This is a genomic window from Neopararhizobium haloflavum, assembly GCF_002750855.1.
Lineage (GTDB): Bacteria > Pseudomonadota > Alphaproteobacteria > Rhizobiales > Rhizobiaceae > Georhizobium > Georhizobium haloflavum.
Window position 1 is genome coordinate 44,137 of the sequence record NZ_NWUC01000011.1, and the last position, 21,038, is coordinate 65,174.

Annotated in this window: 16 protein-coding genes; 4 read left to right on the plus strand and 12 right to left on the minus strand. The window is 60.0% G+C overall.

Going from position 1 to position 21,038, the window contains the following annotated elements; all coding sequences use genetic code 11:
* The first annotated feature begins 104 nt into the window (after window positions 1-104).
* Window positions 105-2,279 (plus strand): TRAP transporter permease, encoded by a 2,175-nt coding sequence (locus CN673_RS18875; protein ID WP_198586061.1) that lies wholly within the window; start codon window positions 105-107, stop codon window positions 2,277-2,279.
* 17 nt (window positions 2,280-2,296) lie between these two features.
* Here CN673_RS18875 and larB read toward each other — a convergent pair whose 3' ends face one another.
* The 5 genes from larB to CN673_RS18900 are packed head-to-tail and all read right to left on the minus strand — an operon-like array spanning window position 2,297 to window position 7,988.
* Window positions 2,297-2,962 (minus strand): nickel pincer cofactor biosynthesis protein LarB, encoded by a 666-nt coding sequence (gene larB, locus CN673_RS18880; RefSeq protein WP_099867968.1) that lies wholly within the window; start codon window positions 2,960-2,962, stop codon window positions 2,297-2,299.
* A complete protein-coding gene (larE, locus tag CN673_RS18885) occupies window positions 2,959-3,777 on the minus strand; it encodes an ATP-dependent sacrificial sulfur transferase LarE (protein ID WP_099867969.1) in 819 nt (272 codons plus the stop codon). The genes larB and larE overlap by 4 nt, the downstream gene beginning before the upstream one ends.
* Window positions 3,770-5,044, minus strand: a complete 1,275-nt coding sequence (gene larC, locus CN673_RS18890; RefSeq protein ID WP_099867970.1) for a nickel pincer cofactor biosynthesis protein LarC — start codon at window positions 5,042-5,044, stop codon at window positions 3,770-3,772. Before larC ends, larE begins: the two co-directional genes overlap by 8 nt.
* 1 nt (window position 5,045) lies before the next feature.
* Window positions 5,046-6,440: a lactate racemase domain-containing protein gene (locus tag CN673_RS18895; RefSeq protein WP_099867971.1), complete on the minus strand. Its 1,395-nt coding sequence runs from the start codon at window positions 6,438-6,440 to the stop codon at window positions 5,046-5,048.
* Between the two features lie 3 nt (window positions 6,441-6,443).
* Window positions 6,444-7,988, minus strand: coding sequence for a class I adenylate-forming enzyme family protein (locus CN673_RS18900; protein WP_280951205.1), 1,545 nt, complete (start codon window positions 7,986-7,988; stop codon window positions 6,444-6,446).
* A gap of 121 nt (window positions 7,989-8,109) precedes the next feature.
* Between CN673_RS18900 and CN673_RS18915 the strand changes: the two genes are divergently transcribed.
* From CN673_RS18915 to CN673_RS18940, 3 genes are all read left to right on the plus strand, one after another.
* Window positions 8,110-8,976: a LysR family transcriptional regulator gene (locus tag CN673_RS18915; RefSeq protein ID WP_245409998.1), complete on the plus strand. Its 867-nt coding sequence runs from the start codon at window positions 8,110-8,112 to the stop codon at window positions 8,974-8,976.
* A gap of 1,777 nt (window positions 8,977-10,753) precedes the next feature.
* Window positions 10,754-11,542: an SH3 domain-containing protein gene (locus tag CN673_RS21370; protein ID WP_099867977.1), complete on the plus strand. Its 789-nt coding sequence runs from the start codon at window positions 10,754-10,756 to the stop codon at window positions 11,540-11,542.
* A gap of 143 nt (window positions 11,543-11,685) precedes the next feature.
* Window positions 11,686-12,810: a PAN domain-containing protein gene (locus tag CN673_RS18940; protein WP_157928951.1), complete on the plus strand. Its 1,125-nt coding sequence runs from the start codon at window positions 11,686-11,688 to the stop codon at window positions 12,808-12,810.
* 223 nt (window positions 12,811-13,033) lie between these two features.
* Here CN673_RS18940 and CN673_RS18945 read toward each other — a convergent pair whose 3' ends face one another.
* Genes CN673_RS18945 through CN673_RS18975 form a run of 7 tightly spaced genes read right to left on the minus strand, consistent with a single transcriptional unit; the run spans window position 13,034 to window position 20,996 of the window.
* Entirely contained in the window at window positions 13,034-14,929 is a 1,896-nt protein-coding gene (locus tag CN673_RS18945; protein WP_198586064.1) for a TRAP transporter large permease subunit, read from the minus strand.
* Between the two features lie 57 nt (window positions 14,930-14,986).
* Window positions 14,987-16,030 carry a TRAP transporter substrate-binding protein gene (locus tag CN673_RS18950; protein WP_157928952.1) on the minus strand — a complete coding sequence of 348 codons (1,044 nt, stop codon included), beginning with the start codon at window positions 16,028-16,030 and terminating at the stop codon, window positions 14,987-14,989.
* A gap of 17 nt (window positions 16,031-16,047) precedes the next feature.
* The gene (locus tag CN673_RS18955) at window positions 16,048-16,911 is read right to left on the minus strand and encodes an NAD(P)-dependent oxidoreductase (RefSeq protein WP_099867980.1); all 864 of its coding nucleotides are present in this window, start codon (window positions 16,909-16,911) and stop codon (window positions 16,048-16,050) included.
* The gene (locus CN673_RS18960; RefSeq protein ID WP_099867981.1) at window positions 16,908-18,227 is read right to left on the minus strand and encodes an MmgE/PrpD family protein; all 1,320 of its coding nucleotides are present in this window, start codon (window positions 18,225-18,227) and stop codon (window positions 16,908-16,910) included. Before CN673_RS18960 ends, CN673_RS18955 begins: the two co-directional genes overlap by 4 nt.
* On the minus strand, window positions 18,227-19,438 hold the full coding sequence (locus CN673_RS18965) for a CaiB/BaiF CoA transferase family protein (protein ID WP_099867982.1): 1,212 nt from the start codon (window positions 19,436-19,438) through the stop codon (window positions 18,227-18,229). Before CN673_RS18965 ends, CN673_RS18960 begins: the two co-directional genes overlap by 1 nt.
* On the minus strand, window positions 19,435-20,586 hold the full coding sequence (locus tag CN673_RS18970) for a thiolase family protein (protein ID WP_099867983.1): 1,152 nt from the start codon (window positions 20,584-20,586) through the stop codon (window positions 19,435-19,437). Before CN673_RS18970 ends, CN673_RS18965 begins: the two co-directional genes overlap by 4 nt.
* The gene (locus tag CN673_RS18975; RefSeq protein ID WP_245410000.1) at window positions 20,583-20,996 is read right to left on the minus strand and encodes a Zn-ribbon domain-containing OB-fold protein; all 414 of its coding nucleotides are present in this window, start codon (window positions 20,994-20,996) and stop codon (window positions 20,583-20,585) included. The genes CN673_RS18970 and CN673_RS18975 overlap by 4 nt, the downstream gene beginning before the upstream one ends.
* Between the last annotated feature and the right edge of the window lie 42 nt (window positions 20,997-21,038).

A 21,038-nucleotide genomic window follows, 5' to 3' on the forward strand; every position in this document is an offset into this window, starting at 1 on the left:
TCATCGCGACCGCGTACCGGGCCGGCTGGCCGGCCCGGCGCTCCGTTCAAGGGGGCCGCGCTGATCCTTGACGACAGGCAAGCGAAAATCGGTGGAGACGGATCATGACGGCCAACGGCCAGCAGACTGCAATGCTCAAGACAACCGAGGATGCACGCCCAGAAAACCTTGGCGTGGATATCGGCGAGACGGAGGTGCATTTGCGGCGCTTCAAGGGTCCCGTGGCCAACATGATGACACTGCTCGCCGTGGCGATCTCATGCTTTCACATCTATGCAAACCTCATCGGAATAGGCTCTGACCAGTGGCTGATTGCGATGCACTTCGCCGGGCTCGCACTCCTGTGTTCACTTGGAACGCCGGCTTCCGACAGTCGATGGGCGGCATCGAAGCCGGCGCTATTCATTGATCTCGCGCTCGGTCTCATCGTCTTCGCGGCGACCGTCTTCATTATCGCATCGGAAACAGCCATCTATCGTCAGGGGGTGCGCTTGTCTCCGGAACATTGGGTCGCAGCAGCAATCGTCGTTTTCGGAGCCATCGAGCTCACGCGCCGCACTACAGGAATCATCATACCGATCATCATCCTGGTCGCGCTGGCCTATGCCTCGCCGCTCGGCCAGTATGTCCCCGGCGTTCTCAAATTCACCGGTCTTTCCGTCGAGACGATTACGTTCCGTTCCATCTTCGCCGATGACGGCATGTTCGGAACGATCGGCCGCATCTCCGCGACCTATGTTTTCATGTTCATCTTGTTCGGCGCCTTCTTGGTGCGCTCGGGGGCCGGCAACTTCATCATATCGATCGCCCGCCTGACCGCCGGGCGTTTTGTGGGAGGTCCAGGCTTCGTCGCTGTCATGGCATCGGGGCTAACAGGCACCGTTTCTGGATCGGCGGTAGCGAATACCGTTTCGACCGGTGTCATCACCATTCCGCTAATGAAGCGCTCCGGTTTCCCCCCGCGCTTTGCCGCGGCAACGGAGGCGGCGGCGTCCACAGGCGGCCAGCTTATGCCACCGATCATGGGCGCGGGGGCCTTCGTCATGGCTTCCAACACCCAGATTCCCTATCTCGACATCGTCGCCGTCAGCTTCCTGCCCGCCGTCGTCTATTTTCTGTCGGTCGCCTTCTTCGTTCGCATCACGGCCAAGAAGGAAGGCCTGACCAGTATTGACGAGGACGACGAATCCCCTCTCGACGCGCTGAAGAACGGCGGACCGTCCTTCGTTATTCCAATTGTCGTCCTAATCGGCCTGCTCGTCAGCGGCTTCACGCCGGTCTACGCAGCCGGATGGGCCATCCTGTCGGTTGTCGTCGCTTCCTGGATGACGCCGAACCGCATGGGCCCGCGCGCGATCTTCGAAGCGCTGGCGCTCGGCGCACGCAACATGGTGATGACCGGGGTGCTCCTCGTCACCATCGGCCTTCTCGTCAACGTCATTTCCATGACCGGCATCGGCAATACATTCTCCCTGGTCATATCCGATTGGGCCGGCGGCAGCCTGCTGATCTCGATGATCCTGATCGCCATCGCCTCCCTGGTCCTCGGCATGGGTCTTCCGGTGACTGCCGCCTATATTGTTCTGGCGACGCTCTCGGCGCCGGCGCTCCAGGCGCTGATCCAGAATTCTTTCCTGATCGATGCGATGGTCGCCGGCACTTTGCCGGAGGCGGCGCGTGCGCCGTTCATGCTGGCATCGCCGGAAGCAGCCCTGCAACTCGCCGAGCCAATGTCGCGCGGCGCCGCGTCAGCGTTGTTGGCGGCTACGCCGCCGGAGGCGCTGGCGCTCATCTACCCGCAGGCGCTCGATGCGAGCCTCGTGACAGCAGCCCTCTTGTCGGCGCACATGGTCATCTTCTGGCTCAGCCAGGACTCCAATGTGACGCCTCCGGTTTGCCTAACGGCTTTCGCCGCCGCGGCCATCGCAAAGACGCCCCCGATGGCAACGGGCTTCACCGCATGGAAGCTTTCCAAGGGGCTCTATCTCATGCCCCTGCTGTTCGCATACACGCCCTTTCTCTACGGCACGCCGCTGGAAATGGTCACCATCTTTCTCATCGCCGTCATCGGCGTCTACGCGCTTGGGGCGGCGATGGAGGGGCATATGGAAGCGCCGCTGACCTGGCCGGAGCGGGCGCTGACCGGCGCAGCCGGCGTGGCTTTGATGTGGCCTCAAACTCCGCTTCTGGAGATAGCGGGCGGCCTCGTCCTCTTGGTGATCTTGGTGCTCAATGTTCGGCGCGACCGGGCCGTTTCGATCCCGGCAACCGCCCATTGAACCGATAGGCTGGAGTTTCAACCGGCCTTGTGCGCAGCACGCATCGCGCGCAGGGCCGCGCAGGCGGCGCCATAGCCATTATCGATATTCACGGTGACGATGCCGGGAGCGCAACTTGCAAGCGCGGAGGAGAGCGCCGCCTTGCCTCCCGCCGAAACGCCGTATCCGACCGAGGTCGGGACGGCAATGACGGCGCCCGGCACCAGTCCGCCGATGACGCTCGGCAACGCGCCCTCCATGCCGGCGGCGACGATGACCACGTCCATGGCGCTCAATTCGTCAATGCGAGCCAGCAGCCGCCACAGGCCCGCGACCCCGACATCTGTGATGCGGCGCACTGCATGTCCATAGAATTCCAGCGTGCGCGCAACTTCAGCGCCGACCGGAACATCGGAACTCCCGGCCAGGACGACCGCGACGCGCGGCGGATCGCCGATGGGCTCATGGCTCATATAGAACGCAGTGCGCGAGACCGGATCATAGTCCAGCACCTGCGTCGCCTGGGCGGCCATCGCATTCAGCTTGTCTTCATCCAGCCGGGTGAAAAGGCGCGGTGTCCTTGCATCGACAGCCATCTGCACAATGGCCTCCAACTGCTCGCCTGACTTTCCAGCCGCATAAACGGCCTCGTCGAAACCAATCCGTCGCTCCCGTTCCAGATCGAGCAGGATGTCATCTCTCATCGTGCAATTCCCGATCCGGCTGCCGGCGCCACGAACGCACTGCCGACACGATAGCGCGCGAAGGAGACCGATTCCTCGCCGCCTTCGAAGACGTTGCACACAGCATCGCGCAACGCATCACGCATCGAGCCGCGCAGTCCGGCGAGTATCGCGTCTTCCAGCTCGATGACGATCCCTTCCCTTCGATAGCGGCACCTGACGACCCGGGCGCCGGTCAGGTTTCGCACCGCTGTTTCGGCTTTATGGATTTGAGCCAGCAAGGGTGGCGAGATGGCGATGCCGGTTTCAACGCGGCTCGACAGGCAGGGCGATGCGGGCAGTTCCGAAAGGTCGCCCAGACCGAGCGTGCGCGCCATGGCCCTGATCGTGCTCTTGCCGATGTCGAGCTCCGCGAACGGGTGACGCACACGCGCCAGTCGGGCCGCATCGAGCCCCGGCCGGTACTCACCAAGATCGTCCGCATTCGTCCCTGAAAGTATCCGCCCCGGCACGGCATTGGCGATAGTGGTATAAAGCGCCTGCTTGCAGAAGAAGCAGCGGTTGACGGGATTTGAAACATATTCGCTGCGATCGAATTCCGCCGCATTGATCAGGCGGAGCTGCCAGCCTTCCTGCCGGGCCATCGCATGGACGCGCTCGGTCGCCTCGGCCGGAACGGCAGGAGAGAGTGCATGGATCATCCGTGCCTCGACCGCTTCGCAACGACCGGCGATGGTGGCGAGGGTCAAGCTGTCGATGCCGCCGCTGACTGCGATGGCGACGGGGCCAAGTCCTTCAAGCCCGGCCTCGACGGCGGCGATATCAACGTCACTCATCCTCGTTCCTCCCGGCCTTGTCGAGCGCCCCCCGTTCGGCGCGGCGGCGGCGGCGCAAACGGCCTTCGGCGCCGCCAGGTAGAGCGGCGAGATCGTCCATTTCCGCCTTGACGCTCAGCGCCCCACCGGGACGCCAGGCAAGCTTGGTGCGAACGGCCTCGTCGATATCGACGAGGCTGCGCCTGCGCAGCTTACGACGCTGCAGCTCTGCGATGCGCAAGCCGAGCGTCGTTGTCTCGTCCAGCACAAGCCGGGCGGCCGCCTCGACGGCCTGCGGCTCGACGAGAATCTGGACCTGCGTCGCCAGCCGTCCCTTCTTGCCGTAGAGCGGGAGCTGGAAGACCTCCAGCACGCCAGGAGCCAGGCGGATCGAGTCGAGCGCGACGGCGAGGTCCTCGGCCGACTGATCATCGATCTCGAACTGGATCGAGGCGATCTGGTCGGCGATCACCGGATGTCCGGTGGCGGCAAAGGCGAGGCAGCGCGTGACATTGGCAAGTCCGGGTAATTTGCGCGTACCGAAACCGCATCCAGTCGCGATCAGCATCGACGGCGCCTGGGAGGCGGAATGCCGTCCGCCAAATCGGGTTAGATATTTCAAGATGGCGGCGCCTGTGGGCGTCACCCGCTCGCCTGAAACGCCGTCGTCGATGACCTCCAGTCCTTTCAACAGCAAAGCCGTCGCGGGTGCGGGCACCGGAAGTACGCCGTGCGCGGTGCGCACCCTGCCGGCGCCGAGTGGGATCGGCGACCAAGTCCAGCGCGCCGGCTCAATGGCATCGATCAGGAAAGCGGCAGCGACGAAATCGACGATGGAATCGAGCGCACCCACCTCATGGAAGACGACATCGTCCGGCGAGACGCCGTGGACGGCTCCTTCTGCCTCGGCAAGAAGCCGGAACAATCCATGGGCATGGACGCGCGCACCGTCAGCGAGACCAGAGCTGTCAAGCCACCGGCAGATGTCGCGATAGGCGCGATGCCCATGGCCGTGCTCGTGTTCATGTTCATGGCCATGTGCATGCCGTATCTCGGCCACATCGGTCCCATCGACCAGAAACCGCCGACCCACCAGCGCGTCGTCACGGTAGGTCACAAGCGAAACATGTACCGGATCAGGAAAGTTCAGTTCGTGCAACAGAGCGGACAGTTTCTCTGCCTTTTCAGGGAATGCGTCGCAAACCGCCGCCACAAACATGTCGCCGGCCAGTCCGCCGATCAGATCAAGGTGTATGCGGGTGGGGCTGCCATCCTCCGGCGCAGGCATGTCACTCCTCCACGATGAATTTTATTCGTGGCCTACTCCAGAAGGTCGGCGCCACGACGGTTACGGGATTCTTGCCGCAATGTCTTTCCGCAATCTTCCACGCGCTCTCAAAATCGGTCGTCGGCGTGATGCCAAGGCTGCGGAACGCGCCGGGATTCGTCGTCCCGGCCATGACGACCGCACCTGCCCGGTCCAGCGTGTATTCCAGCTCGTAGAACAGCCAGAATGCATGCAGCGGCGGATAGCCGAAGCCATCATGATAGGGATGGCGGTATTGCGGACGCGCATCGAACTCGGCCTCGTGATCGACCATCTCGCGCACGCGATGGCACCGGGCGTAGAGATCCGCCGCGTCCTGGTAGGAGGGATATCGCGCCAGGTCGATCTGGCCGCGGCTTGGCGACATCGCAATCACCACGCCGCCTTCGCGCAGCACGGGTCCTGCGGGACTGTAGCGCGGGGGAACCAGTGCGCCGACGGCGGCGATAAGCGTGTTGTCGGAACTGCCGTAGGAATACGCCGGTGGAAGGCCGACGATCAGAACGTCGGCTTGCGGCACCTTGCGTGATACCGATTTGGTTGCAAGTTCCCAGGCCGGCGCCGACACGGCCCCGGCGGACCCGGCAAACACATTGATGAAACGGCCGCCCGTGGCTGTGACGGCGTTGACGTAGAATGTCTTCTTGCCTGTCGCCTCTTCGAGGAAAGCCGTCATCTCCTCCTTCATTCCGACTTTCTTGGCGCCGGTCTTGCGCGATTTTCGCATTGGATCGGGAATGGTATTGAAGCTGTGATGCGACGCGATCGAGCGCGTCGAAGCCAGGCCGACGATCACGCCCGTCCCGGTGAAGCCGCGCCAGGGCTGCGCCGAGACGTTGCCCTGATATATCTGCAGGTCCGCTTCCATGAAATCGCGGTTGTGTTCAACGTGACGGCCGCTTTCGGTGACACCGAAATAGATCAGCCCCTCCTGATCGGCGCAATCGTGATTGCGGATCTGACCGGAACGCCAGAACCGGTTGAAGATCGCGGGGCCGAGATGATTGGCGAGTTCGGAGCGGGTGTTCTTGCGGTGATTGCTGCAGGCATTGATCAACAGGATATCCCTGTCGGGAACGCCCGCACGGTTCAATTCGTCGACGATGATCGGCAGGATCGTGCGCGGCGGCAGGTTTGGCCGGGTGATATCATCGAAACCGATCGCCACCTTCATTCCGGGTCGGGCGAGATCTGCCAGCGGCGGACTGTCCAGCGGGTTGCGCAGCGCGGCGAGAATTGCCTCTTCCGGATTTTCGAGGAGCGGAGGGTCTTCGTATTCTACCACCACTGCCTCGTTCGGGACGTCGATATCGATCTTCCGGTCGCCATAATCGACCGCGATGCGTTTGGTCGTCATGTCTCAGGCTCCTCTTCCTTCGGCGGTCGGTGGCGCGGATGTGTTGACCAGTCCGGCAAGCCGGCTGCGCATGACCTTCCCCATCGCATTGCGTGGCAGTTCTTCGACGAAATGCACGACTTCGGGCAGCTTGAACGTGCTGAGCGCGCCGCCGCAATGTTCGATCAAATCGCCGGCCTCAATCGACGGGTCGGCGACAACGAACAGGCCGACGATTTCACCCCAGATCCGGTCCGGCAGCCCAACGACAGCGGCTTCGTGCACGAGAGGGTGACGCAACACAACCGCCTCGACCTCCAGCGGCGAGATGTTCTCGCCGCCACGCACGATCATCTCTTTTGCGCGTCCCACCATCACGACATAACCGTCCTCATCCATCCGAGCCAGATCGCCGGTGCACAACCAGCCGTCGCGGAATGTCTTTTGCGTGTTGTCGGGATCGCGATAATAGCCTTTCATGACCGTTTCGCCGCGCACTTCGATCTCGCCCGTTTCGCCGGCCGGCACGCAGCGTCCCGTATCATCGACGATCCGCACCTCCTGCGGCGGAAGCGCCTTTCCGATCGATCCGAACTTGCGCGGGCCTTCGAGCGGGTTCATCGTGGTGATTGCCGTCGTCTCGGTCAGGCCGAAGGTCTCCAGCAGCAATCCCTCGCCGAAGCGCGCCTCGAAACGGCGTGCGAGTTCCACACTGGTTGGCGCAGACGCCACCTTGATATATTTCAGCGCGATCTCGCTTGATGGCGGTGCGGTCGCTTCATGCTCCAGAAGCAGGGCCAGAATGGTCGGCGAAGCGCTGAAACTGTCTGCGCGCTCGTCACGGCATTGTGCCCAGAGGCGGGTGGCGCTGAAACGCCTGCGCAGGATCACGGTCGCTCCGGCGGAAAGAAACGGCAATGTGCTGAACATCAATCCGTTGGTGTGAAACAGCGGCATCACACAGAGCGTGCGATCCGATGGCCCGATCCGAAAGCCGCGGCGCACATATTCGACCGCTCGCACGACGTTGCGGTGACTTAGCATCACACCCTTGGGATCCCCCGTCGTTCCCGACGTGTAGATCAGGAGCGCTCCGTCCTCATCGTCCAGCGGCGGCTGAAGCACGAACGTGTCCGCGGAGGCAAGAACATCGCGCTCGTCCGAGCGGGCATAGGCCGGCGGCAGGTCCGCGCCAAGAACCAAGACATGCGGATGTGTCGACAAGAGTGGCATCGTCTGCTCTATAAGCGCGGCAAATTCCCGGCCGACCACGATGACATGGCTGCCGGCATGCCCCAAAATATAAGCGAGTTCGGCAGGCGTCAGGCGGTTGTTCAACGGGTTGGCGATGAAACCAGCGCGAAAGGCGCCGATATAGCCGGCCACCAGCAAGGGATCGTTGCCCATCAGGAAGCTGACGCGGTCTCCGGCATCCAGCCCGATTGCGCGAAAATGGTTCGCAAATCGATTCGCGAGGCCGTCCAGCACCTCGTGCGAATACAACTTGTTATCCTCGAAAGCGATTGCAACGTTGTTATGGTGTGGCTGGATTAGGTCTCCGGCGAACATGGGCGGCTCGGTCGCTGTGCAATTGTCGATACCCCATCTTACGGTCTGGCGCACGGGCGATAAAAACGATAATAATTGAGCGAAACCAATCGAAATATTCGATAGGAAAGCATTGAACCTTGTGCAACTCGAAACCCTGATCGCGATTGTCGAGCAGGGCAGCTTCGCACGGGCCGGCGCAGCCCTTGGCGCTACGCAGTCAACGGTCTCCGCCCGCATCCGGGAGTTGGAGCGATTCGTCGGCGCCGAACTGTTCGATAGGAGCGGGTACCGGGTTTCGCTCACCGCTAAGGGTGAAGAAGTACTCGAATTTGCCCACCAATATGCAAGCCGCGCTAACGCGATAAGCCGTCGATATCGCGATCCTGCCAACATTACTGATCTCGTCAGGATAGGTGTCGTCGGCATGGTCGCTCATACTTGGCTGCCTTTGATGGTCTCCGCGTTGCTGCGCCGATATCCCCGTTTGAAGCTGAGTCTGGATGTAGGTTTGACGCGCGTATTGATAGAACATTTGCGCCAGGGTCGGATCGATCACGCGATCATCGCGGGCTCTTTGGATGAACCCGGAATTGAATCGGTTTCGATCGGAAGGGATGAGTTTGTTTGGACTGCCGCACCATCCTTTTCGCTACCAGCGGAAAGTGTCGATTTGAACGACCTCCGGGGACGGCCAATACTTGCGCTGAGTGTCGATTCTTACCACTATCCCGTTATCGAGCGCTGGTTTCGGGAGAATGAATTGCCTTTCGAACCCGTTATTTCGTGCAACAACATGAATGTGTTGGCTGAACTCACGGCTGCTGGCCACGGCATCAGCCTTCTTCCACGACAGTGCTATAAAAGGGAAATCGCCGAAGGTCGGCTAAGGGTATTGCCTATCGAACCGCGCTATCCAGAAGTAGATCTCTCCTTTGTGTCGCGAAGATCCTCCGATAGCGTGGTCTGCTCGGCGCTCCTTAAAGCTATCACCGAAATCCGCAGTTGAGGCAGAAGACAACGAGTGGTGGCCCTTTTTCCTAGTTTGGGGCAAGGAAGCCATGACGGGGATTGGCAATTTCAGTGACGATTTCGAGCGCGATGCGATCACCCAGATCACCGACAGCGGTTAGCCGATTGCCGAGGTCTCGGCAAACCGCATCGCTCGGGCCGTCGTCCCAGGCGACACGAACCGAAAGGTGCCGGTCAAAAGCGGCTGACTCTGGATTGCAGGCTGAAGTCGTGCAGCGACCGCTACCCCGGCCAGATACAGAAGGTCGCGCTTGCGGCGAAGGTATTGGCGCATTCCGCGCCCAAATTGACCCTTTCGGCTGCCCTCCAGCGACGTCTCTCACCAATATTGGCGAGGCTTTGCCGCCTTAAAGGTGTAATCGTCACCAGACCATCAATGATACCGTGCGTTCTTTGAGCTGGGAGGCGAGTCATGCTCTGCGACACGGCGCGCTTTGAACTAAGTGAGTTGAGCAGAATAATGCTTCGACGGTACGCTTGGTCCGCCGCTGCGACTCCCGTGTTTGTATATCGCGCCGTGTTGGTCGCAAGCTTACTGCTCATCTCCGCGACCTCAGCGTTTTCTCAGGATGGCGGAACGATCCTGAGCAAGACGTGGCGATACTTTATTGAGCGTTGCTCATTCGCCTATACCGAGCCGCAGCGATACTTGGACGACTTAGCCGCTGGACGCGGCAATATCGGAAGCACTCCAGATGGATCCATCCTGCGAGCGGGTACTACCGGAGTTCAGTTGCACGATAGCTTCGCAATGCTAGAGGGCGGAAACCGAAGACGACACGAGTGCTACGTGATGGGGCATTTTGATGCGGATCCCATCTCGGCCGAGAGGCTGAACGATGACTTTGTCCAAAACGTCGTAAATCAGCCTGGAATTACGGTGACTGGTGGTCGTTCTTCGGAGGAATTGGACAAATTCTATCCAGCAATCCCCTATCGCTACGTCGTACTGGGTGCTCTGCCCAATAACATTGTGGTCTTCATCACGTTGGGACAGTCCGTGGTTGAGATCCAATCCGGCTACGAATTCGCGAGGGACTAGATCATGCGGCGGCTACTGAGCCATACCTTAGATCGCAACCCAGTCTCGGTGACGTGCTCTCGATCCTTCGTCCCTGCGTTGACCGCACTGCTGGTGCAGCATTGACCTGACGCACGCGCAGGAGCAATCGAAATCGATCCTTGAAAAGACTTGGTACTATTTTCTTGATCGCTGCAGCCTCGCCTACACTGACATGGACGAATATCTGAGGACCATCGGCGAAGGAACCAATACAAACGATATCGGAAGTACACTGGACAGAAACGTAAGGTGGTCGTTTGCAGCCACCGACGCCACGGCTGTGCAAACTACGACCCTCATCGTGGGAGAGCGTCGCGTCCAGGAATGTTACGTCCAAGGTGCATTGGAGGGTGACCAAGCGCGATCAGAGGCGCTGAACGTGGCAATCCTCCAAGATTTGAAAGCACGAGCAGGTTTGACGACAGCTGGAGGTCCGATGCCCCCAACACCCCTTGGGTCTGGGGGCGTATCAGGAATTGGGGAGGGCACTTACGGCTATGTCATAATCGGCGTGCTACCAGAAGACATCATGACTGAAGTCCATATTTCGCCTTGGTATTTTGAAGCGATGTCCGTTCAAACGGGTGGGCGTGATTAAAAGTGGTTTCTACACATCGACATCGGCATTATGTACTTGGTAATCGATTTACATCATCTATCGTTACTTATTTCCCCTATGTGAGAGGCGCAAGTGTCAAAGATTACAGCAAAAATCCGACAATCTGCGTGGGCGGTCTTACTAGCGTTTGCAGTTCTGCTTGGCTTCCTGTCTGCCTCCGGCATTGCTTCAGGTCAAGAGATAGAAGGATTGCATCGCGATGCCACAAGGGCCATTGAGGCGCAAATCCGCGCGTCAGGGTTGCGCTCGCCACAGGTCAGCATTTTTTATGGGGACTTGACAGGTGAAAGAACGAACGACGCGATTTCCTTTGTGTATCATGATGTTGGCGGCAGCGGCCCCCAACTGGTCACTTGGGTCTGGCGCGAGTCTGGCGGAGACTACACCCTGTCTCGAACGGTCTCCAGCGACGAGGTGTTTGGCTACGATCCTCGCAACGCGACGTTTGCCCTTGATCGTATCTCGGTGACGACAACCGTGCCACAGAGCAATGATGCTCACTGCTGTCCCACGGGCGAGCGGACGTTCACGCTGGACGTTAGCAGCGGCGATGCGGTTGACACTCTGCCTGCCGAATTGCAGAAAATCACGCAATTCCTGGACGTTCCCTTTGCGGAAACCGACCGCGTAGGATCACAGGAATGGTGCTCGAGCCAAAGCATTGTCAGCGGGCTCGATCCGAACGGCGACGGGTTTTTAGCCGTCCGCGCAGGTCCAGGGACGGAATACCGGAAAATCGACCAACTCCATAATGGTGATGCTGTCTATATTTGCGGCGCGAGGGGGGATTGGTTAGCCATCGTCTACGGCCCCTCCAAATCGAACGCAGGTTGGGCGCACAGCCGCTGGCTGGCCGGATGATACCGGCCTCTGTCATCGGCGTTCCGGGCCCCGCCGACACTCGTGATGATGTAATCCTTTCGTTCATACTGCTCGCAGATCATGCACCTTCCCAGGTAGGGCATTTCAGGGCAAGATCGCGTTTTGGCTGGGGAGCCGGTCTCATGAAGAGGCTTGCAGCTTACGTTTGGCTGTCTTCGCTTGTTGCAGGCCTTTGCTCTGCTGCTGAGATGGACGTCTATCCGCCCGACGATGGCTTGCCTTCAGTTATTCATATCGAGGGCGAGCTGTTCGTTGATGACCACCGGCGCTTCCAGTCGCTTGCCATACCGCTCGACGAGGCGATCGTCGTCTTCAATAGCGTAGGCGGCAACCTGCAGGCGGGGATCGAGATCGGTCGCACGATCCGCATCAAGGGGTTCGCAACGCTCGTCCTCGAAGAGTCCGTCTGTGCCTCTGCCTGCGCCCTGGCGTGGCTCGGTGGCAATGTGCGCTTCGCCTCTATCGACGGCTATGTCGGCTTCCATGCGGCCTACATGCGATCCTTGTCCGGTGAGATGGTGACGAGCGCCACAGGGAACGCGATCGCCGGGAGTTATCTGAACTCGCTTGGAATGAGCGACCGGGCTATTGCGGAGTTCACGATCGCCAAGCCGGACGAGATGCGACAGCTGACGCCGGACACCGCCCAAGCGCTCGGGATCCAGGTCAACTGGCTCGACCCTGCCGATGATGCCGAGGTCGCGTCTGATGATGCCTCCAGGCAGGAAATGGCCAGCGTCGACCCTTCCGGCTCGTCCGATGCCGAACAGCCAGCATGGGAGGCTCTACCAGATGTCGATTTGCCCGGCGGCGATCTTCCTGACATGCCTCTATCGCTTCGGAGCTGGCGTGAATGTCAAACCGTCTGCGAGGGCGACAACGCCTGTGTCGGATACACGTTCAACCAGGAATATCGTGTTTGCTTTCTCAAAGGGTACATCCGCGAGGGTCTGCCTTTTACCGGGGCATTCTCAGGATATCGCCCCAACCTAGTCCAGCCTCCCGATGTCCTTGGAAAGGCTTCCAATCTGACGCCGTTTCAGACAAGCCGTGGATACGAAATCGTTGGTCGTCCGGTCTGGCGCTTCACAGATGTCACCCATGAATGGTGCCATGACGAGTGCATCGATAGCAGAATGTGTGAAGGCTACACGTTCTACCAAAACGGCGATTGCAACTTCCTGGAAGATGCGTCGAACCTGCAACGGGCATCCGGCGTCGTGTCAGGCCGAAAGCTTGATCAGTAAACCACCACCTGAGCTGGCGTACCGTCTGAGTAGAGTGGGGCCCAGTCTTCCGCCGCATACTAAAGAAGGCTTGATGCTTGAAGAAGCCGTTCGAGACGATGTGTGGATACCTCGCGTATCGCAGGCGAAAGAGCATCTTTCGACGCACAATATGTTTACACCGCGCGACACAGGATGCTGCCCAAGACATCGGCAAAAAATCCGCTGAGCAGCACCCTTTTTCTTAGAAATTGAAGCCCATCGTGCTCGGTAGCCATGTGCTGAGTCCCTCGATGTAAATCAACATCATGAAGACACCGAACATGAGAATGAGGAACGGTGTCACCCCGGCGATGATGCGGCGCAAGGGAGCGCGGGTCACGCCTTGCACCGTGAAGAGGTTGAGGCCCACGGGCGGCGTGATGAGGGCCATCTCCATCAGGACGACCAATACGATGCCGAACCAGATCCCGTTGAAATCCATCGACTTCATCAGGGGATAGATGATCGGCAAGGTAATGAGCAGGATCGAAACGACTTCGAGGAACATTCCAAGGATCATGTAGAAGACAGCAACGATGGCGAAGACCACCCAACGCGACAGCTCAGCCTGTTCGATCAGAGCCTGCAACTGCTGAGGAACCTGCAGCAAGGTGGTCACGGTTCCCAGAATAAGCGCACCGTAGATGATCGCCATGATCATGCCGCCGACCAGCACACCATCGGCCAGAATGCGCGGCAATTCATTGAGCCGCACGGTACGACGCAAGAGCGACACGACGAGGGCGTAGATGACGACGACGGCAGCCGCTTCGGTCGGGGTGAACACACCGGTGTAGATGCCAACCAGCACGATGACCGGAGCCAGGAGCCCCCAGATCGCCTGGCGCGTGATCGCAAGCGTTTCCGACCAGGTCGCTTTTTCACTGCGTTGCGCGCCACTTGCGAAGATCGCATAGGCGCAGAATATCAGGAGTAGCAGCGCCCCTGGCACCACCCCACCCATAAACATCGCACCCGTACTCTCGTCGGTTATGCCACTATAGAGGATCATCGGCGTGCTGGGTGGAATAAGTATCCCCAGCGTCCCGCCGGCCGCAACAAGGCCGAGGACAAACCGCTCGTCGTAGCCGCGCCGGATCATCTCCGGGATCGCCATGGCACCGATCGTCGCGGCCGTTGCCACGCTCGAACCTGAAATAGCTGCAAATATCCCGCAAGCGAGAACAGTTGCGACCGCGTGACCACCACGAATATGGCCGAACCAGACTGACGCAAAGCTGTAAAGTTCGGGACCGACACGCCCGGCCTGCAGAATGTTGCCAGCGAGAATGTACAAAGGCACCGCAAGCAGCGTGTTGCTGAAGACAGCTTTGTAAGAAATCTGCTCTGCCTGGACGAACGCAAGCTCGGGGCCAAAGATGGAGTAGAGACCGGCAATTCCCGACAGTGCAAGCGCAGCGAAAACCGGGACCCCAAAAAACAACAGACCCAACAACACGACCAATAGGCCCAAAGCCACCCAATCGGAGAATATGAGCCCAAGCCCGCCTGCCGTTATCGCGAGAACAACAAGCCCGTGAGCGAGGGCGCTCTTCTGTTCGTCGCTTTCGGCAAAAATCTGACGAATGTCCACGCAGGAACGCCCAAGTTCCAGGGTTGCCTGCAGGAACGAGATCGCAAGGCCAAGTACCATACCGGCCTGGATCATCCAGGATGGCGTGCTGATGATCGTTGGTTCAAGCTCGCCACGGCTGAAGGCACCCCACATGGCCGCAGCGGAAAACCAGAAGAGAACGCCCGTAACGAGAACAACCGCGACAAGGCCGAGCGTCTCCAATATCTGGCCGGTCAACGGTCTCCGACCCTGAATGTAGAGGTCGACCGCCAGGTGACGCTTCATTCGAATGACATAAGCGCCGGATAGGAATGTGAACCACACAAGCCCATACGTGCTGACGTCGTAGACCCACACCGTCGCCCGCCCAAGGAAGGCGCGCGTGAAGATCTCCCACCCGATGCAACCGGCCACGGCTAGCATCAGCCATCCTGCCAGCGCTCCTGACCAGACGGATAGGCGGTCGACGATCCCCTTTTGAACGGGAGCTTCCGCGTCGCTTGCGATATCACCACTCAACATGTCGGCTCCTCCCGATCGTCGGCGGTCCCGCATCAAGGTGCGAGACCACCTGACACTTTATTCGTCGCGCAGTTCGCGCGCCGTATCGATCATCGGCTGTGCGACTTCCTCACCGGCATCGCTCAGGAGCTTTTCTTCAAGGGCGGGCCAAACGACGTCCCGAATACGCTGGAACTCCTCAGGAGCGACATCGACGAGGTTCACCCCGTTGGCTTCCAGCTCTTCGAGCGATGCCGCCGAGGCCTCTTGAAACTCTGCCGCTGTGAACCGCTCGACCTCGTCCGCTGCAGCCTGGACAACTTCCTGCTGCTCGGGCGTCATTTCGTTCCATGTATCGAGGTTGATCATGATGGCATACGAAAACACCGGCTGGATGAAGTTCGGCTCGGCAATCAGATTGCTGGCCACTTCGTAGAACTTTCTCGAGAAATGGCTCGTCGGGCCGGACATCGTTCCGTCGATCACACCTTTTGAGAGCGCGTCGTAGGCTTCTCCCGAAGACATCACCACGGGTGAACTGCCAACTGCCTGCAGGAACGCCGCTGCGTACTGGCCATAACCGCGAAGCTTCGTGCCCTGAAAATCCTCAAGGGTCTTGATCTCCTTTTCGGAGATCAATGCCTCTGAATCGTAGTCGGCCCAGCCAAGAAGTTTGACGTTGCCCTTTTCTTCCAGCTGCGCCGCGAGCGCAGGTGTCACGGACTCTCTCAGGGCATAGAAATAGTCGATGGAATCGTAATAGGTTGGCATGTAGAGAATGCCGGCCGACGGAACGAGTCCCATCCAGAAGTCCAATTGGTTAATGCCGACATCGACCGAACCGCTTGGCAGAACTTTGACCGAATCGGCATCGCTGTAGAGCTGACTGGCCGGAAAGACATCGACGCCGATCTCGGAGTTTTCTTCGATCTCCTGCTTGAACAGATCAAGCGCCTCGCTCATGTGGTGACCAACGGGCAGACTGCCGATCGCACGGATCTGTTCAACCTGAGCAGCGGCATTGCCACCACTCAAAGCCAGTCCGAGCGCGGCGGTTGTTGCGATCATCCATTTTTGCATGCTTAGTCCTCCTCTTGGTGATTTTGCGATGACGCTTGTCATCGTCTGTTCGTGTCCGATCACGATACGGACCGGCTCACGGCGAGCTGAAATATTCGGGTGAAATCCGCATCTGGGCCGAACGATCGGCCTGCCTCACGCCAATCCTGCAGCAGACGATGCGTCGTGGGTACCAGGCTCTCAGGCGCGCAGTCGGCGATGAAGAGCGACATGTCTTTCTCGGCAGTCGCGATGCTCGCACCGTGGTCGAAAGTGCCCGGCACGATCGACCGGGCAAACTTCTCTTCAGTGGCGACGCAACGCCCCGAACTTGCATTGATCACTTCGACCAGCGTGGCCAGATCGAGGCCCTGACGCACGCCGGCGGCGACGACCTCGCAAGCCAGTGCCAGCGTGCCCAACGACAACGCGTTATTGACCAGTTTCGCAGTCTGCGCCCGCCCCGCCTCGTCGCCGCAATCCACGATGCGGTCGCTGTAAAGCGCCACGGTCTGAAGAGTGCGCGCCTTCGCTTCACCGCCGCCGGCGATGATTGATGTCAGCGTCGCGCCACGCGGTCCACCACTAACCGGTGCATCGAGGAATTCCAAATTGGCCTGGTTCAAACGCATTTCGGCGTCGCGCACAGTGGCGCAGCCGACCGTCGATGTTTCTATGACTGCTTGGACCATGCCTGGAGCGGCGATCAATTCGTGAATGCACGAGGCGCTGGTTTCGGGAGAGGGCAGACAGAAGACGAGCGACGTGCAATCAGCTGCCAGTGCCGCAAGCGATTTGTAGGGCACCAATCCATAAGCAGCTGCTGCGCCCATCTTGCGAGGGTCGACATCGAAAACAGACCCACCGCCGCCAGCGATCGCATAGCGTCTGGCGATCGCGGCCCCCATTTGGCCGATACCGACAAACCCCACACGCCCGTTCATGGCGCGACCTCAAATGCGCTAAGAACCCCTCGGACGATCTCATCGATCGAACCAAAGTCCCGGCCAGCCAGACGCCGCAATTTTGTCTCGTGCTGTGCCTCCGTGAGCGGAAGCTCTGGAGAGCCGGCACCGAAGCAGGCCTCGGCCAGAAAGCGCCCTCCCCCAAACGTCAAGGCTTCGATCGTGACAGGCTGCCGTTGCGGGTATTGCGCATCGACCCCCTCGTTGTGGACAAGCCGTATCTTGCGCGCCAGATCTTGAACCCTCGGCTCGCTCAACGCCGCCTCCGAGATCGCTTCATCGGGTCCGACGGTCATGGTCGCGGCGACGATATGCGGATAACTGAAGCAGGCTTGCTCTGGCGTCTGCGGATCATTGACACCGGCCACCGCAACTGCGGAGCCATAAGTTTCGATGGTTATCTGCTCGATTTCGGACGTGTCGATCCCAGATTCGCCAAGCTGCTGTGTGAGATCGAGCGCTGCCTCGATGCCACTATGAGTGTGTCCGCAACATGGGTACCGCTTGATCGACACCCTTGGCATGCGCAGGTTGCCCCGCGAGAATTGCTCCGTCAAAACTGGAGCCGAGCGATTGCCCCCCAAGATGTTCAGGAAGCCAAGATCGCCGTCTATCGCCCTGGATGAACCGCGCAAGCCAGCCCGCGCCATGTCAGCGCTGATGACGCCGATCATCGCAGCGTGGCCAGCATGAACGGGCTTTGCTTCCGCATTGTCTTCGCGAAAGGCCCAAAGTGCCGCGGCCTGGGTGGCCGCGTGCCCTATCGCACTGGAGGTACCGGCGGCATCAAGGCCCAACGCGCGGGCAACGCCAGCCGCTGCGCCGATGCAACCAACCGTTCCTGTGGTATGGTGACGTGCGTAGTGGGAAGTCCCGGCAGCTTCGCCGAGGCGAATACCGACTTCATAGCCAGCGACGACACCCGCCACGAAATCCGCGGCTTCGATCCCGTCACGGTCTGCAACGGCCAGAACCGCAGAGAAGACCGGCGCGCCCGGATGATAGATCGATCGCACATGCACATCGTCGAATTCCAGAAGATGGCACGCATGTGCGTTGGCAAAAGCAGCCAACGGTGCGACAGATCGCATGTCTGTGCCGTAAACCCTGCTTTGTCCATTGGCATCACGCAGCAAAGCCCCGCGAAGCTTTTGGCTCGCATCCTGCATGCCACCAGCAAGCGTACATGCCAGATAGTCGCGCATAAGCGCACGCAGCATGCTTCGCGCATGCGTATCTAGAATGTTGGCCGGGAGCGACGCCGCCTCATGTGACAGTATAGCCTGGGCGTGCATCAGCCTCTTCCATTCACCGCATGGAGGACATCTTCGGCCATCAGCTGCTCCGCCTCATCGGCTGTCAGCCCAATAAGGTCGCCCAGAACTTCGACGTTGTGTTCACCAATGGCAGGTGGATAGGTGCTGGGCGTGGAGACGGCCTGATCGAACTTGATCGGAGCGCCGAGCGAGTCAAATCGTGCATCTGCCGTCTCGACGGAACAGATCATGCCTCTGCCCGACTTACGGGCATCGGCCAATGCTTCGGCCACGTTCCGGATGACCGCCGCGGGCACGTCATTGGCTTGTAGCCGATCGACCCAAATGCGTGCTGTCTCTCCCGAAAAGGCCGTCTCGAGAACCCGCCAAAGGCTTTCGCGGTTCTCAAGTCGCTTGCGACCGTCCGAATAGCGCGGGTCTGCCGACAGGTCCGGCTGGCCAATCGCGTTGCATACGCCTTGCCACATCCGTTCGGTGTTGGCTGTCATGACGAACTCTCGACCATCCCCAGCGCGAAACGACCGGTATGTCGGGATCGAGTCGTGACGCGCACCCTGCGGCTGCGGCGCCTGGCCCGATATCAAGGAGTAGACACCCTGATAGGAAAGAAGGCTGAGCATGCAATCCAACATCGCGACGTCAATTACCGTGCCCTGCCCTGAGGACTTGCGGGCGTGCAGCGCTGACAAGATGCCGATGACCGAGAAAAGACCAGCCGCGATGTCTCCCATGGGGACGCCAAGGCGCACCGCGTTGCCTCCGGGTTCTCCGGTCAGGCTCATCGCCCCGCTGAGTGCCTGCACGATCATGTCGTAGGCGGGCCGGTCCTTCCACGGTCCAGTCTGCCCGAACCCACTGATCGATGCCCAGATCAGTTCCGGCTTGCACTCGCGTAGCGCCGTCGAGTCCAACCCGAGACGCGCGGCGACACCTGGCCGAAAATTTTCGATGACGACGTCGCACTTGAGGGCGAGTTCGCGCGCAAGCGACCGGCCGCGCTCGGTCTTCAGATTGATGCCGACACTTTTCTTGTTTCGGTTGTTGGCGAGGTAGTAACCGCTGTCCCCTCCGACCTCGTGGGAAGGTATCGCACGACTGCTGTCGCCTTGAGCCGGCTCAACCTTGATCACGGTTGCACCGAGATCCCCAAGCAGTTGGGTTGCGAACGGTCCTGAGAGAAAGGTAGTGAAATCCAGTACCTGAACACCGCTCAAAGGAAGGGAAGTCATGCGGCCGCCCCTTCCAGGATATGAATGGTGCAGGCCCCATGGTCGAGACCCGCCGTCCCCCCTCCGGTGACATGTGTAAGCGCGGTACGTGCACCATCGATCTGGCGGGAACCGGCCGTGCCTGTCAGTTGCCAAAAGGCCTCGACCACCTGCGCAACACCGCTCGCACCGACGGGATGCCCTTTCGACAGCAGCCCCCCACTTGGGTTCACCACCGTCATGCCCCCATAAGTCGTGGCCTCGTCCCGGATAAGGGAAAAGCCCTCCTTGTGAGGGGCCAGCCCAAGTGCCTCGTAGTAGATGATCTCGGCGATCGAGAACGCGTCATGGAGCTCGATCATATCCAACTCGTGAGGCCCGATGCCTGCAGCCTCATAGGCGTCGGAAGCAGATTGATATGTGATCTCGGGCTTCGTCATGTCCCGGAATCCTTCCGCCACCTGACCGCTATGCATAATCGAGGCTGCGATGCGGACCGAAGGGTTGCCAAGTCGCCGCGCGACCCGCTCCGAGACCACCACCAGAGCCGCCGCACCATCGCCGGTCGGGCAACACATCGGGAGCGTCAACGGCTCCGCGATAGGGCGGGAGGACAGCACCTCCTCGATCGTCGTCGGTTTGCGCAACTGAGCGAAGGGATTCTGGCTGGCATGGCGACGCGATTTGACAGTTACGCGCGCCAAGTCGCTCAGGCACGCTTCGGTTTCGTGAAGGTAGCGTGCAGCCCGCATCGCATAGACAGCCGGCATCACGATGCCTTGGCGCACCTCACGATCTTCCGGGGACAGTGGGAGCGTTCCGCCGCCGAATTGGGTGAGTTTCTCAACGCCGATAACGAGCGCAACGTCCGCCTCATGGTTGACGATCGCCTTGTGAGCGGCATGCAGCGCGGAGGCACCACCGGAGCATGCATTGTCGATGTTGAACACCGGGATGTGCCCGATACCGACCTCCTTCAATATGCGCTGGCCGGTCATCATGCCGCCATACGCGTGGCCGACATAGGCGGCACCAATTTCCCGCTTTTTGATGCCAGAGACGCGGATCGCTTCAAGAAGCGCCGGCAACGCCAATCCGATATACGAGGCTTCGCGATGCTTCGCGAAGGGCACCATGCTGGCGCCAACAATAAAGCTGCTGGCGCTCATGCCGTCGCTCCTTCGGTGGCCGGACGAAACCACCAGCCATCCGCGTCGAAATCCAGAATCACGGCCCGCCCGATGTTCTCTGCTTCATCGCTTCTCAATTCCGCAAGCGTTCGAACGCCATCGGCAAGATCGATGTAGGCAAGGTCGACCGGCCCCTCACGGCTCTGCATGACGTGAACTCGCGTGCAGCTATAGACAACGCCTTCGCGCGCCAGGCGCACCGACTCAATACTGCGCGACAGGCATGTGCTGCATGCCGTGCGCCCCCCGAGCATTAACGCTTCACACTGCATGCACTTACTCCCCATGAGGGCTGGCTCAACGGTGGAGTTGAAGAAATCTTCCGCGTCCGAGAGATCCCGAAGCGGCTCCACCTCCTTATGTCCCGCATTTTTCTCCACCGATTCCACAGCCAATCTCCTCACTCCATATTTCATAGTGTATGCACTTAT